Source organism: Pelotomaculum propionicicum (assembly GCF_004369225.1).
GTDB classification, from domain to species: domain Bacteria; phylum Bacillota; class Desulfotomaculia; order Desulfotomaculales; family Pelotomaculaceae; genus Pelotomaculum_B; species Pelotomaculum_B propionicicum.
Genome location: NZ_QFFZ01000027.1, coordinates 1 through 14,989 on the forward strand (window position 1 = coordinate 1; position 14,989 = coordinate 14,989).

A 14,989-nucleotide genomic window follows, 5' to 3' on the forward strand; every position below is an offset into this window, starting at 1 on the left:
AAAAGCATGTTAGACAGGTTCTAAAAAAGATGGAATCCTGGGTGTAGTCCCGAATTTATTTTTTGAAGGGGGCACAAACCCTTGCTACACCTGGTATTGGAAAATTTTTACGCCAAACTTGGGTTATTAATATAGATTAAAAACCATCTTAAAATATCATATGGTAACATATCCCTCCTGTTACATATATTATTAGTAATTTTCATGGTTTATTTAAGTTTGCAGAGTTTGCGCAAAAGTGATGCGCGGTTGGCAATCAGTAAGCTTGTCAGGCATCCAAATGCAGATGCTGTTCTACATTATCGTATGGTTAAAAAGGAAAATAGTAATTGACAATTTAGGATACTAATGATAAAATCCTTAACAAAAATCAATATAAAAGCAATGGCGCTCGCAGACAACATAGTGGTTTATTCTTCATTTGAGCGTCATTTTATTTACCCAGGATAACCATAAAAAGTTAATGTTTCATATCATTCACACAATGCAATATCGCATCATACATAAAAGTGCAGACTATCTATATTGTCTATTTTTGAGATTTTATTTTTTTAATGCCATATTGCATTCATAGCTTATCGGTTATTTAATTAACTGACTGAAATACTGTTTCGCAAAAATTATATATATATAAGTAACGGAGGTTTTAAACTGTGCTGCATGCTTTTTACGGAAAACTTCTTAGAGTGGATCTCACCGGAAGGACACACCAGGAAGAGAGTATCCCGCCTGAAACTTTAAAGCGGTATCTTGGCGGTAAAGGTTTGGGCACATATTTGCTTTTGAAAAATGTGCCGCAGGGTGTTGACCCGCTGGGCGCCGGCAACAAAATCATCTTCACGGTGGGGCCCGCTACAGGCACGGTAATGCCTGGTTCCAGCCGCCACGGCTTATACAGCAAATCCCCCCAGACCGGGGGATACGCTGAATCTTACGCGGGCGGCAAGGTTGCGCCGAAAATCAAAGCCACTGGTTATGACGCCATTATTTTAGAAGGCAGGTCGGAAAAGCCGGTATTTTTAGAGATATCGGACCAAAGGGTCAAATTTCATCAGGCCGGCGACCTGTGGGGTAAAGAAACTTACATAACCGAGGATATAGTGAAGGAGCGGGTGGGAGTACCAGGCGCGCAGGCTGTGGTGATAGGCCCAGCCGGTGAAAACCTGGTCCGCCTGGCCTGTGTGGAAAACAATTACTGGCGCTCATCCGGCCGGGGCGGGCTAGGGGCGGTCTTTGGCAGCAAAAACTTAAAGGCTGTCGTGTTTCACGGCGCCCAAAAACCTGCCTGTGCGGATGAAAAAATGCTGAAAAGCTTTGTAAAAAACCTGATTGCTAATTCCAAGGACCTGCCCGGTGTGGTCAACTATAAAAAATACGGCACACCCCAGATGGTGGCGCTTTTGAACAGCGCCAAAGCCTTCCCGACCCGCTACTGGTCGAAGGGTGTTTTGGACGGCTGGGAAAAAATCAGCGGTGAAGCATTAATAAATAACTTTGAGGTTAAGCCGAAGACCTGTCCCGGCTGCTTTATGGCCTGCGGCGACCTGACCACTGTAAAGTCCGGGCCGCGGGCCGGACTGACCATTGAAGGGCCTGAATACGAAACGATTTACGCCTTTGGCGGGCTGTGCTGTATTGACCGCATGGAAGATATCATCTACCTTAATGACCTCTGCGACCGCTACGGCATGGACACAATCTCAGCCGGCAACCTGGTGGCCCTGGCCATGGAAGCCCGTGCCAGAGGCGTAAACCCTGATTTTCCCGCTTATGGGGATACTGAAGGGGCCGCCAGGTTATTGGGGGATATCGCTTTCAGGAAAGGTCCGGGCGCGGTGTTGTCGGACGGAATTGTACAGGCTTCCAGGATATTAAACCTTGAGGAAGCAGCCATACATGTGAAGGGCATGGAACCTCCGGGCTATGATCCCCGGGTGTTAAAGGGTGTCGGCCTGGGTTACGCCACTTCCGCCCGCGGCGCCTGCCACCTGCGGGCCACCTTTTACAAGCCGGAACTGGCAGGTATGATTTCTCCGTCAGTGGTAGAGGGCAAGGCGGCGCTGTACATAGAGTTCGAGGACAGGCTGACTATATTTAACACGTTGATTAACTGTGTTTTTTACAGGGACCTGCTGCAGTGGGATGAACTGCAGACCATAATCAAAGCTCTGACCGGCTGGTACTATTCAGTGGAAGAACTGCGCCGCATGGCCAACGAGATCATTACCATGACCCATGATTTTAACCTGCGGGAAGGGCTGGACAGGGCAAGCGACAACCTGCCCAAGCGTATGTACCGGGAGAAACTGCCTGAGACCGGCGCCTCCCTTACACAGGAAGAAATGGACTACATGCTGCGTGATTATTATTCCATACGCGGCTGGATGTAGAGTTGATTGTTTATCAAACGGGTTTGTTTTTCATCAAATGATGAAAATCAGGACATAATCAAAGCCAGGGAAGGGAAGTGGGAGCAGCAGGCTTTTCTGGAGAGTATCCAGAATAATTTAAAAGTTCACTTATATTGGGAAATTAATAAGACAGGAGGTTAAATAAAGAGTATGGATCAAAAAAATTATGATGTCATCCTGGACAAGCTCCCTGAAGCTGAATCAAGGCCGGAGGTCCTATTCCGGCAGGCGGGCGACGGTTTTCTGCAGGTGGAATACGGCTCCATCCCGCGTTTTAACCTGGTGGACTCTTTCCGGGTATTGACGGTCAATGGAGCGGTGAAGGCCAAAAACATCAAAGGACTCTATGAGACAGTGCCTGGCATCAGAACAAACATGTTCCACTTTGACCCTGAAGTGCTTTCTGTGAAAAAATTGATTGAAGAGATTGAGGAAGAAGAAAACAAACTAGAGCACGTTGAAGACATAGAGTTTGAATCACGCCTCATCTCGCTGCCGATAGCCTTTGAAGACAGCGAAACCAAGAAAGCGGTTGAAAAATACGTCAAAGAGGTAAGGCCAGGCGCTCCCAATGTCATTAACGGTTACAACATTGAATATATGGCCATGTGCAACGGTTGTTCAGTACAGGGCATCAAAGACATGGTGTGCGCCACTGAATGGTACAACAGCGGCAACGGCTTCTGGCCGGGCGGCGGTTTCTTCTGGCCCCTCGACCCCAGGTACGCCATTGTGGTGCCTAAATACAACCCGCCCAGGACCTGGACTCCAGAAGGAACGGTAGGCATTGGCGGCCCGTGCCTGTATGTTTACCCCACCCCGACCGGCGGCGGCTATCAGCTTTTTGGCAGGACGATTCCCATCTTCCAGTTTGCCCAGAAACACCCTCTCTTCAAAGAAAGCCCGACTTTCTTCAAGGCCGGCGACAGGATCAAATTCCACGAGGTCACGGAAGAGGAAATTCTCTATATCTACAAGCATGTTCACGAAGAAACCGACTACGTTTACGATATAAAAACTGATAAATTCAAGGTAAAAGACTGGCTCGAATTCTATAATAAGCCGGAAGTCCAAAAAGAGGTCCAAGAGCTTCTGGCCAGGCAGGAAGCCGGTACGAAGGCTGCGCCGCGTGTTTAAGCCAATATTAAAATAGGGAGGAAAGACGCATGTTGAAAATAATCAACGGAGGAATTGAGACTGTTGTTGAGGACTGGCCGGGCAGAATAGGCTACCTGGATAATGGAATGTCCTCTTCCGGCGCCTTTGACAATGTTGCCCTTGGCCTGGCCAATGTGCTGGTGGGCAATCAGCCCGGTGAGGCTGGCATAGAGATCGCAGGCGGATACTTCCAGGCTGAATTTGAGACAGATGCTGTAATTAGTGTCACGGGCACAGATATGAAGCCGACCCTGAACAATCAGCCCATTCCTCTTTGGGAGTCAATCAAAGTTAATAAAGGTGACGTAATAAAATTCTCCCACTTTGCAGAATTTGGCTTCAGGGCGTATATCGGTGTGGCGGGCGGCATTGATGTGCCGCTGGTGCTGGGAAGCAAGTCAACCTGCCTGTTTGGCAGTTACGGCGGCTATGAAGGCAGAAAACTGCAAAAGGATGATGTGCTGAAGTTCGGCAAGCCGTCAAAAGACCTGGACAGCCTTAAAGGAAGAAAACTTAAGCCGGAAGCCATCCCGGAGTATTCCAGAGAATGGGTCTTAAGGGCAATACCCGGTCCCAACACCTCGCCCGATTACCTTACCAAAGAGGGAATGGATTACCTGTTTGCCAATTCACATAAGGTTCAGCTGAACTCCAACCGTTCCGCCGTGCGGCTTGCCGAGGCCAGTGAACTGTCCTTTGCCAGGCCGGACGGGGGAGTAGCCGGCAGCCACCCGTCAAACGTGCTTGACCACGCCTACGCTATCCGCGGCTCGCTAAACATCTGCGGCAACACACCGATCCTTCTTATCGCCGACGGGCCGACCCTGGGCGGTTATATGAGCGCCCTGCACGTGATTAACGCTGACTTGTGGAAAATAGGCCAGGGGACACCCGGCAGGGACTTCATTAAATTTGTCTTCTGCACGCAGGAAGAAGCTGTGGAAGCCCGCAAACAGCAAAGGGAATGGCTGAGCGAAAAATCTTTAGCCTAATAATGCCGGTATGGTGAGAAAGGGGTGATAAGTAAATGGACCTTAACGTTGATATGGGTGAAAGCTTTGGCAGGTACAAACTGGGCAATGATGAAGAGGTTATGAAATATATTACCTCGGCTAACGTCGCCTGCGGCTTTCATGCCAGCGACTCTCTGGTGATGTTTGAGACGGTCCTACTGGCCAAAAAATACGGGGTTGCCGTTGGGGCGCACACTGGTTTGGAAGACAAGAGGGGTTTTGGCAGAAGACGCATGGATATCACCCCGGAAGAGCTGAAAAGCGATACACTTTACCAGTTGGGAGCGCTGGACGCTTTTTTAAAGATCAACGGCATGAAAATGCAGCATGTAAAGCCGCACGGCATACTTTACCGGATGGTGTCGGATGAAGAAAAATACGCTGAGGCTTACCTTGACGCCATCAAGATGTTTGACCCCGCATTGTTTGTGATGATTCCCAGAGGTACGCTGATCTGGCAGATGGGTCTGAAAATGGGTTTAAAGATGTCTGCTGAGATATTAGTTGACCTCAGCTATGACGACAACGGCAACTGGGTACTGGAGCGCACCAAGAAAGCCCGCTCGCCGGAGGAAGTCGCCCAGAGAGCCGTAATGGTTGCAGTAGATAAAAAAATCAACACCATCAGCGGCAAGTTGATTGACGCCGAAGCGGACACAGTATGCTGTCACGGCGATTCGCCAAACGCCGCCGAAGTAGTCAGGAAAATTAAAGAAGAATACGAGCGGCTGGGGATTCCGCTAAAAAGTCTTGTCAATTCCTAGCAGTCTTAGCAAAAAAGGAGGAAAATAAATGGAAATTACAGTAAAAGCGCACATGCCGGGTCTGGTCGCGCGTGTGGTTGTCAATGAAGGGGACAAAGTAACCGCCGGGCAGGAGGTCGCGGTTATTAACTGTATGAAAACCGAGATTCAGGTTTTTGCTGAAAGTGACGGAGTAGTAAAAAGCATACTTGTCAAGGAATGGGATGAAATGGAAATAGGCAGCCCCATGATTATTCTGGAGGCATAAAGAATACGAGGGAAGATGAAATAGTGATTAAGAAACTGCTTATCGCCAACAGAGGCGAAATAGTTACCAGAGTTATGAGAGCCTGTAGGGACCTTGGTATCAAAACGGTTGTCGTTTATTCCGACGCCGACAAGAATATGTTTTATCTGAAGCAGGCCGATGAGGCATACAACATCGGCCCTGCCAACCCTGTTAAGAGTTACCTCAATATCGGGTCAATCATCAACGCGGTAAAAGAATCGGGGGCTGACGCCGTCCACCCGGGATATGGATTTTTGTCGGAAAACGCTTCATTCGCTGAAGCGGTTTACGGCTGCGGCGCGACCTGGGTGGGCCCGCCTACCAGCGTGCTGAATTCCATCGATTCCAAGTGCTTCTGCCGTTCGATCGCCACGGAGGCTGGAGTGCCGGTCGTGCCAGGCACCATCAACACAATTGAAGGCGTTGATGATATTTACAGGTTTACCGCCGAACACGGGTATCCCATCGTCCTAAAACTGGACAAAGGAGGTGGCGGGAAGGGGATCGAGCTGGTCAAGGAGGAAGGGCAGGTCAAGGAAGCTTTCGAAAGAATTTCCAGAATCGGCATGTTAGCTTTTGGCCACCCTGAATGCTACATTGAAAAAGAAATTATCAACCCCAGGCATATTGAAATCCAGTTTCTCGCCGACGGTTTGGGCGGCTGCGTATGCCTGGGTGAGAGAGAGTGCTCGATCCAGAGACGTTATCAAAAAATCATAGAAGAATCACCCTCGCCGGTAGTAACCGGGGAGGAGCGGAAAAAACTATTTGAGTACACCCGCAAGTTGGCGCTGGCGATGGGTTATCAGGGAGCGGGCACGATGGAGTACCTCAGGTCGGAGGACGGCAATTTCTACTTTATGGAAGTAAACGCCAGGCTGCAGGTGGAACACCCGGTAACAGAGTTTTTGACAGGGATCGATATAGTGCAAAGGCAGCTGACCATTGCTTCCGGCCAGGGACTGGAGATCGGGCAGGAAGATGTGGAAATGAAGGGCCATGCCATAGAAGCCAGGGTTTATGCAGAAGATCCCGTTACATTCTGCCCTTCACCGGGAACTATTAAGAAACTGGATTTCCCCGAAATGGATGAAGGCGCTCTGCGTATTGATCACGCCTTAGAGGAAGGCGGTACGGTGCCGCCCTATTACGATCCCCTGCTGGCTAAAGTCATAGCCTGGGGGCCAACACGTCTTAAGGCTATCGACCAACTGAAAAGGGGTTTAACAGATTTTAAAATCGAGGGCATAAAGACTACGATTCCTGTGAACCTGTTGATTCTAGGCAGTGAAAGATTCGCCAAAGGAGACCTTAATACCGGTTTCATAGAGGCCCTTTTTACTAAAGCAAGAGGGGACGTAAAGCCGTTATGGCCTAATATGTAACAACTACCCTTTTAAACAACTAACTAGAAGGAGGTCAACTTATGTCTGATAACAATGTTAAAATAGCGGACGCCGGGGCGGCAGGCTGGATTGCCTATTCTATAGCCACCTGGATGGCCTGGGCGCTCTTATGCGGGTATGTCAATGATAAAGCTCTTATTTATATGGCTGCCATTTCTTTGGCCTGCACCATACCTTACCTGGGAGCGGCTGTCACTCAGCTTAAGCTGGGCAACCTGGCCGGCGGTGTTACCTGGCTGTATTTCGGTTCGTTTTTCGCTTTTGCCTCAGCTTTAAACTATGCCATTGGCTATTTCGCGGCAATCAACAAATGGGCTCTGGATCCCCGTATCCTTGGTTTTGAGTGGCTGATCCTGGGCATAGTCCTGATCCTGACCACGCCTATCTTCATGAAGTATGCGCCGTGGACCGCCGCGGTTTCGGTAATAGGCGCCGACGTGGGCATCATCTGCCTGGCCCTGCTCTACTGGGGAATAAATCTGGCGGCCATCAGCGGCTGGGGATTCTTTGTGGCAGGTCTGTTTGGCATAGTCATGGCAGCCGGAGGCATCCTTGAGGGCGCCGGTATGAAGTTTCCCATGGGCAAGCCGATGATTAAATAAATAAAAAACAAAAAATATTAAAATGAGACCTTGCAAAAAAAGGTGTGAGGTCTCATTTTGTCTAATATTAAGGTAATTGTATGACATATATTAGAAGCTGTGGACATCCTTGATTTGGAGGAGTTGGGCTGTTTGCTGTTGCACCAAGTATTTCAATCACTGCCAGTCGGCATCATTGTCTATGATCACAATGACCAGATCATAGACATAAACAAATTGGCCAGACAAATCATTGACAGCGACAATTCAATAGCGGACAAAGTTAAAAAGTCCACTAATGCGGTGAAAATTGCTGCCGGTGAAAAAACTTATGTTGTGGAGCGCCTGGATGCCGCAGCCAAACCCGCCAAATCGGTTGTATTTCTAATTGACATTACCGGCTGGGATTTTTACTGGGATGAGTTGAATGAGCAAAAAGAGTTGATTAAAGAACTCGAAGACACATTTAATTCTTCCTATGATGAAATATATGTGATTGACGGAAAAGGTGTCACCAAACGAATAAATACCGCTGGAGAAACCAACTACGGAGTTCCGGTTGAGACTCTGCTCGGGAAAAATATCAATGATTTGGAAAGAGAAGGGTACTACAACCCCTCTGTGTCAAGGCTGGTGTTCGAGGAAAAGAAACGGGTTACTATTAAACAGAAAACTATATGCGGCAAGCACTTGATTGCCACCGGCAACCCTATTTTCAATGATGATGGCGAAATCATCAGGATAGTTGTCAACTCCAGGGATATTACCGAACTGCTGAATCTCCAGAAACAGCTGGAGGATACTGAACAACTGGTTGAAAGCTACCGGCGTCAGCTCTTAAAATTAAGCGAGGAAAAAAGCAGGAGCGCTGAATTAATAGCCCAGAGCCCGCAGATGAAACGCGTGCTGGAAATGGTGGATAAGGTGGCCCAGGTGGATTCCACTGTGCTGATCATGGGCGAGTCCGGCGTGGGTAAAGGTGTGGTTTCACTACGGCTGCACAAGTTGAGCAAACGGTCCGAAGGACCGTATATAACCGTTAATTGCGGAGCAATACCTGATCATTTAATTGAATCGGAATTGTTCGGTTACGAGGGCGGGGCTATTGCCGGGGCAGCTAAAGAAGGGAAAAAGGGATTTCTGGAACTGGCCAGCGGCGGGACGGTTTTCCTCGATGAAATAACCGAACTTCCTTTAAGCCTGCAGGTGAAACTGTTAAAGGTAATTCAAGATAAAAAACTGATCCGCGTTGGCGGAAACAAGTGTGTTGATGTGGACATCCGCTTTGTCGCCGCCACGAACAGGGATATCCAGCGAATGGTTGCGGACGGCTTTTTCAGGGAAGACCTGTATTACAGGCTGAATGTGATTCCCATAATTATACCGCCCCTGCGTTACAGGCAGGAGGATATTCCTGTCCTGATAGAATATTTTTTGGATAAACTGAACGCGAAATATGATAAAAACAAGAGCTTTACCAGTGAGGCCGTAGATATTTTAAAGAGCTACAACTGGCCGGGCAATGTCAGGGAACTGGAAAACCTGGTGGAAAGGCTGCTGGTTACCAAAGAAGGCGCGCAGATAGCGGTCGGACACCTCCCTGAATACATCTTTGATGGCAAAAGCCGGTTTCCCAACCGGGTTTATGTGCTGGACATCTGTCCTCTGAAAGAAGCTGTGGAAGAGCTGGAGAAACAGTTGGTTACCATTGCTTACAACCGGCTGAAAAACACCTACAAGGTAGCTGAAGCGCTGGCTATCAACCAGTCGACAGTGGTGCGTAAAATTCAGAAGTATCGCCTGCTGTCCTCTCCAAGCAGGGACAAAGGTCCCAAAAGGTCGAGAAACAAGAAAGGCTAGAAATGTTTGCAATGTGTTTGCCAGTGATATTGACGCGGCTGAACTGGCCGGCAAAATCAATACTCCTCTCGAGGCTATTGATCTAGCTTTGGGCTTTGAAAAAGATTCTATCGTATTTTTCGGCCTGTTCAAAAAGGCAGTCCCGCCGGAGGAACAATTTGCGATAGAAGAACTGATGGATGAAGAATACAACCACATCAAAAAGCTGCTGCAGATCAAGAAGGATATCACCGAGACCAGGGAAGAGTTCTACATTACAAAGGGTGACTGGGACTCTGAAAGGCAGTAGTTATTGAGTGATAAGTCTCTTTGTATTATATACAAAGAGACTTTAATTTTTGCTGTCTTTCAATTTGGAATTGAATGTTTTACTTTGTTGACCCGCAGACAGGGCAGTTCTGTAAACCAAGTGGGATCTCCAGCCCGCAGTTTTCCAATAATACCGCATCGTTTAAAATTTCTGCTGTAGGACCGTCTGCCACTAGCTTGCCATTCTTTAACACCATTGTTCTTTCACAAAGTTCCAGCACCATGTCCAGATCATGTGAAGCAATGATCTTTGTGTGTGAAAACCCTTTCAGCAGATTGATCAGCCGCCTTCTGGATTTAGGGTCAAGGCCTGACGACGGCTCGTCCATGGCCAGTATATCGGGAATCATGGAAAGAATGGTGGCGATGGCCGCGGAGCGCTTTTCTCCCCCCGACAGTTTATACGGAGCACGGTCTTTCAGATGGGCAATGCCCACCTTTTCAATTGACTGGATGACCCGTTTTTCCACCTCCGGCTCACCGAGGTTATAGTTGCGCGGGCCGAAAGCCACATCATCATATACTGTATTCATAAAAAGCTGGTCGTCCGGATTCTGGAATACCATCCCAACCCTTTGCCTGATCAGCGGCAGGGTTTTCTTGTTCACCGGCATTTCCCCCACCATGACTTCCCCCTTAGAGGGAAAAAGCACGCCTACAAGCAGCATCAGCAGGGTGGACTTGCCGGCGCCGTTTGCGCCGACCAGACCTACGCTTTCCCCGTGGTAGATGCGAAATGAAACGCCGCTTAAAGCTTCCAGCCCGTCAGGATAAACATAGTGCAGTTCTTTTACTTCCGTAATATGATGACTCATTTGACCACTCCCGTAACCAGCGAACCAATCAGCGCCGGGATGTCAAAAAGGCGCGCCGCTGCAAAAAACAGCGTCCAGACTGTCAAATACAGCAAGTCTGTAATAGTTATTTGGGGGGCGCCGCCGGTCTTGTATTCTCCTGTGAATCCTCTTAAGACCATAGCCTGATACACGTTTTGCGCCCTTTCAAAAGTTCTGATCAGAAGGTTGCCGGCCAGTGACCCCCAGGCATTATAACGCACGCCTTTGTGCAAAGGCGCGCGCATGTGATAAGCCCGTAAAACCCTGGCGACTTCCTCCATTAATACGGAAATATAGCGGTAAGTGAGCAGTAGCTGAAGTACCAGCACACGTGGCACAAAGAGCAGGCGCAGCGCAAACGATATCCTGTTCATACCGGTGGTGGCGATGACGGTCAGGGCGGCCAGGACGGTCAGAATGCTTTTAATGACTATAGAAAAAAAGGAAACCCAGCCTCCTGTGAGTGTAAACCAGCCGGCCGTAAAAACGATCCTGTGATCGAAAACAGGATTGAGAGCGCCTATGCCTAAAGCAAAAGGAACAACCAGCAGTAATCTTTTTAAGATGGGCAGCAGCGGGATTTCTGCCAGCCCAATGATAATTACGGGGTAAAAAATGAGCGGCAGGAGCCCGCTTACTTCATATTTTTCAAAAGAAACCACCGCCACTATGTAAATCAGCGTGGTAAGAAGCTTGGCCAGCGGATGGATGTTGTGAATAACTGTCCGCTTTTCCGCAAGCTCATCCAGAAAGCGAATTTCATACAATGACTGTATAATGCCTGCCATATTTTTAACCAAGTCCTGTACAAAATAATAACGGGTGGGTAGCCCACCCGCTTTATATTCAAGCGGCGCTTGCTTTACCCCGTCTTTTGACAATGCTGATGCCAAGGCCGATAAGACAGGCAAGCGCCAGTGTAAGCGTGCCTCCGACTACCCCTGAGACACTTGTACCGGCACTGACAGCCGGCCAGGCTTCCTCGCTCTCTGAGTCGCTTGGTTCCGCTTCGCTTTCTGCGGCTTTGAAGTTGTAATCCGGCAAAAAAGCGGTCTTCTCTTGAATTTCTCCGGCTGTCTGGTGGATTCCATCTGAAGACTCAAGCTCTTCAACCCCGGCAGTTTTGAACATGGACCATTCCAGGCCGTCCGGGTGAGAGGAAGCGAACCACGATAAAATGCCCCCGGTAAACAAGGCGACAACAACAAGACCTGTCATAACTTTCTTAATTGAAATACTACCCAAAGCTTTACCTATAGAGGCGTTTTCTATAATTTCAGGCCGCGCTTTCCAGACAAATCCTATAACAGCGGCCGTAACAAGTCCTTCTACCACTCCAATGGCCAGGTGAATGGGCTGCATCAGCAGCACAAATGTGTTGAAGGGCAATTCCGTTTTACCGGAAAACAAGGTTTCCAGGACCACCCCGAACGCGCCAAGCTGCAGTCCGATAACAGCGGAAAGCATGGCTGCGCTGAACATGCGGGCAGGAGTATAACCCCGGCGCATAATCTGTTTGTAGATAAGCGGGTAAGCGATAAAGCAGGTGAAAAAGCCAAGGTTGAAAACATTGCAGCCATAGGCCAGCAGGCCGCCGTCGGCAAAAAACAGTGCCTGTATCGCCAGGATTGAAGCCATAGTGAGGAACCCCGCGTAAGGCCCAAGTAAAACAGAAAGCAGCATCCCTCCTCCCAAATGTCCGCTGGAACCGGTGGCGGGTATGGTGAAGTTGATCATTTGGGCGGCAAAAATAAAAGCGCCCATAACCCCCATTAACGGTATTTTTTTCTGGTCTAAGTCGCTTTGAATTTTCTTGATGGAATAAGCGGCAACCCCCGCTGAAGCCACCCACATTGTTCCACCCACAACGGGTGAAATCAGGGCATCTGCCATATGCACAAATATCATCTCCTCAACTAAATATTAAACTTGGAGTAGATTATGTATTTGTCTTTTGTATGCCGGCACGCTAGCTACCTAAGAGAAACAAATAACCCACGAAGGGATCATAAATACCTCAGTCCCTCCATGGGTCCGCTTTACAAGAGAAAACTTAACACAGCGTAAGCCTTCTTGGCTTACATTACTGATAAAATATATCATATTTTGACAACCCCGTCAATTAGTTTTCAGTCGGATGCAAAGCACCCCCTGGTCAGTTAACTTAGCTTTACCTTTTGAGACATAGATCTGATTTGTCATAAATATACTAACAAAGCAATTGACCTTTGGAAGAATAGTGGATAAAATAGTTTCAAGAAGCGATGTAATGGATGCACGCTTATCGGAATTACAATATTACTGGTTAAGAATTGGTTCATGTTATATCAAGTTACTGACTAAGAAGGTCTGAGCTTGATCGATAAAAATGATATGCTGAGGTTTACTATTTACTAACAATTTATAAAAAGCATGCTTACATCAGGTATGAATATTGTTTGCAGGACCACGGAGGTTAATTGCTTGTAGAAACAGGCGCCACGTGGTCTTTTTATTTTACGGGAATACTTGATAGTTTTTTGAAACAAAAAGTTCTCCGAGCCGGGCTAAACCTTAGCCGCCAGGGTATGGTTTTCCGGCCGTTAGGGTGTGACGGGAAACTGCCATGCCTCCCATTGCGGAAAGGAGAAGAAAAGTTTTGCTGAAAAGGCAGGGCTTTGTCCTTTTTCCAATGGGCAAGGTCAATTTTTTTGATAGGAGGTGATAAGCAATAACTAGCGGCCTTCATATTATAGTCAATATACCATATTATACCATGTAAAAAATCATTTTTAGTTGGGGGAGAGATCATGAAAGATAGTCTTTGTGGCACAGATAAGAAGGAGATGACACGCCGCACCTTCTTAAAAATGGCAGCCGGATCAGGATTGCTGGTTGGCTTGGCCGGCGCCCTGAGCGGCTGCGCCGGACAGGGCGGGGAACATGCCGGCGGGGAGGGCTGGCTGCCTTACCAGTATAATGTGGCGGGGAACTTGCCGGCGCAGGTGCGCGGCCGCATTCCCATCGACGCGGACAATCCGTCCATTGTACGGGACGACCAGAAATGCATATTATGCGGCCAGTGTCTGGAGACCTGCCAAAACATCCAAAGTGTTCACGGTTATTACGATCTGCCGGTAATAGATGAAACCATCTGCGTACACTGCGGCCAGTGTTCCATGGCCTGTCCCTCCGGGGCGATCAGCGAACGTGACGACACGCAAAAAGTCTTTGACGCCCTGGCTGATAAAAGCAAGTACGTTCTGGTCCAGACAGCGCCTGCCACCAGGGTGGCTCTGGGCGAGGAGTTCGGCCTGCCGCCCGGGACATGGGTCGAGGGCCGGCAGGTGGCGGCGCTGAAGAAGCTCGGCTTTGACGCCGTCCTGGATACCAACTTTACCGCCGACCTGACTATTATGGAAGAAGGCACAGAATTGATCAAGAGGATCAAAGGCGAGGTGAAAAAGCCACTGCCCCAGTTCACTTCGTGCTCGCCGGGGTGGATTAAGTTTTGTGAATACTTCTACCCGGAACTCCTGCCCAACATGTCCTCCTGCAAGTCGCCCCAGCAGATGTTCGGCGCTTTGGCCAAAACCTATTACGCGAAAGTAAAGGGAATTGATCCCGCCAGTATCGTTTCTGTCTCTGTAATGCCCTGCACAGCAAAAAAATTTGAAGCACAGCGGCCGGAAATGAACGACAGTGCAGAGTACTGGAAACGCGAAGGTTTGCGCGATGTGGACGTGGTGCTTACCACCCGGGAACTGGCCCGGATGATTAAACAAAAGAAGATAGACTTTGCCGCCCTGCCCGAGGAAAAGTATGACAGTCTAATGGGCGAAGAGACCGGCGCGGCGATAATATTCGGCGCCACCGGCGGTGTTATGGAAGCTGCCGCGCGCAGCGCCTACTTCCTTATTACCGGGAATCAGCCTCCACCGCTGTTCTTAAACCTGACACCTGTACGCGGCCTCACCGGAGTAAAAGAAGCGGCGGCGGAAATACCTGGTGTCGGGACGCTGCGGGTAGCCGTTTGCCACGGTTTGGCCAACGGCCGTAAGGTCCTGGATATAGTCCGGGCGGGCAACGCGCCCTGGCATTTTATTGAATTTATGGCCTGTCCGGGCGGCTGTATCGCCGGCGGCGGCCAGCCCCGTACAGCCGTTCCGCCCACTGACGCGGTACGAGAACAGAGGATTGCCGCGATTTACAAAGCCGATGCCTCACGGCCCAAGCGGATGAGTCACGATAATGCGGAAGTCGCGGCGCTTTATAAAGATTTCCTGCAACACCCGATGAGCGAACTGTCAGAAGAACTCCTGCATACGGAATACCATTCCCGCGCTGAAAAACTAAAACGCCTGTTTGCCCTGGTTGGGTAGGACCGGTATAAGCAGACAGACA

The 14,989-nt window shown here is 48.9% G+C and carries 13 protein-coding genes and 1 riboswitch; of the genes, 10 read left to right on the plus strand and 3 right to left on the minus strand.

Features of this window, described 5'->3' with window-relative positions; genetic code table 11:
• Positions 1-653 precede the first annotated feature (653 nt).
• From Pmgp_RS11915 to Pmgp_RS11955, 9 genes are all read left to right on the plus strand, one after another.
• Complete coding sequence (locus tag Pmgp_RS11915) at positions 654-2,390, plus strand: aldehyde ferredoxin oxidoreductase family protein (protein WP_345789146.1); 1,737 nt, start codon at positions 654-656, stop codon at positions 2,388-2,390.
• Positions 2,391-2,561: 171 nt separating this feature from the next.
• Positions 2,562-3,548, plus strand: coding sequence for a carboxyltransferase domain-containing protein (locus Pmgp_RS11920; protein WP_134214208.1), 987 nt, complete (start codon positions 2,562-2,564; stop codon positions 3,546-3,548).
• Positions 3,549-3,577: 29 nt separating this feature from the next.
• Positions 3,578-4,561 carry a 5-oxoprolinase subunit C family protein gene (locus Pmgp_RS11925; RefSeq protein ID WP_134214209.1) on the plus strand — a complete coding sequence of 328 codons (984 nt, stop codon included), beginning with the start codon at positions 3,578-3,580 and terminating at the stop codon, positions 4,559-4,561.
• Between the two features lie 35 nt (positions 4,562-4,596).
• Positions 4,597-5,346 carry a 5-oxoprolinase subunit PxpA gene (locus Pmgp_RS11930; RefSeq protein WP_134214210.1) on the plus strand — a complete coding sequence of 250 codons (750 nt, stop codon included), beginning with the start codon at positions 4,597-4,599 and terminating at the stop codon, positions 5,344-5,346.
• 28 nt (positions 5,347-5,374) lie between these two features.
• Positions 5,375-5,593, plus strand: coding sequence for an acyl-CoA carboxylase biotin carboxyl carrier protein subunit (locus Pmgp_RS11935; protein ID WP_134214211.1), 219 nt, complete (start codon positions 5,375-5,377; stop codon positions 5,591-5,593).
• Positions 5,594-5,616: 23 nt separating this feature from the next.
• Positions 5,617-6,999, plus strand: a complete 1,383-nt coding sequence (locus Pmgp_RS11940; protein ID WP_243119826.1) for an acetyl-CoA carboxylase biotin carboxylase subunit — start codon at positions 5,617-5,619, stop codon at positions 6,997-6,999.
• A 41-nt stretch (positions 7,000-7,040) separates the two neighbouring features.
• A complete protein-coding gene (locus tag Pmgp_RS11945) occupies positions 7,041-7,622 on the plus strand; it encodes a hypothetical protein (protein ID WP_134214213.1) in 582 nt (193 codons plus the stop codon).
• A gap of 132 nt (positions 7,623-7,754) precedes the next feature.
• The gene (locus tag Pmgp_RS11950; protein ID WP_243119827.1) at positions 7,755-9,461 is read left to right on the plus strand and encodes a sigma 54-interacting transcriptional regulator; all 1,707 of its coding nucleotides are present in this window, start codon (positions 7,755-7,757) and stop codon (positions 9,459-9,461) included.
• 13 nt (positions 9,462-9,474) lie between these two features.
• The gene (locus Pmgp_RS11955) at positions 9,475-9,750 is read left to right on the plus strand and encodes a ferritin family protein (RefSeq protein ID WP_134214214.1); all 276 of its coding nucleotides are present in this window, start codon (positions 9,475-9,477) and stop codon (positions 9,748-9,750) included.
• 79 nt (positions 9,751-9,829) lie between these two features.
• Here Pmgp_RS11955 and Pmgp_RS11960 read toward each other — a convergent pair whose 3' ends face one another.
• The 3 genes from Pmgp_RS11960 to Pmgp_RS11970 are packed head-to-tail and all read right to left on the minus strand — an operon-like array spanning position 9,830 to position 12,505.
• Positions 9,830-10,585, minus strand: coding sequence for an energy-coupling factor ABC transporter ATP-binding protein (locus tag Pmgp_RS11960; RefSeq protein ID WP_134214215.1), 756 nt, complete (start codon positions 10,583-10,585; stop codon positions 9,830-9,832).
• A complete protein-coding gene (gene cbiQ, locus Pmgp_RS11965; protein ID WP_134214216.1) occupies positions 10,582-11,394 on the minus strand; it encodes a cobalt ECF transporter T component CbiQ in 813 nt (270 codons plus the stop codon). The genes Pmgp_RS11960 and cbiQ overlap by 4 nt, the downstream gene beginning before the upstream one ends.
• Before the next feature lie 58 nt (positions 11,395-11,452).
• Positions 11,453-12,505 (minus strand): energy-coupling factor ABC transporter permease, encoded by a 1,053-nt coding sequence (locus tag Pmgp_RS11970; RefSeq protein WP_134214217.1) that lies wholly within the window; start codon positions 12,503-12,505, stop codon positions 11,453-11,455.
• Between the two features lie 623 nt (positions 12,506-13,128).
• Positions 13,129-13,250: riboswitch (molybdenum cofactor riboswitch) on the plus strand.
• A gap of 145 nt (positions 13,251-13,395) precedes the next feature.
• Here Pmgp_RS11970 and Pmgp_RS11975 point away from each other — a divergent pair.
• Positions 13,396-14,967: a [FeFe] hydrogenase, group A gene (locus Pmgp_RS11975; RefSeq protein ID WP_134214218.1), complete on the plus strand. Its 1,572-nt coding sequence runs from the start codon at positions 13,396-13,398 to the stop codon at positions 14,965-14,967.
• The last annotated feature ends 22 nt before the right edge of the window (positions 14,968-14,989 follow it).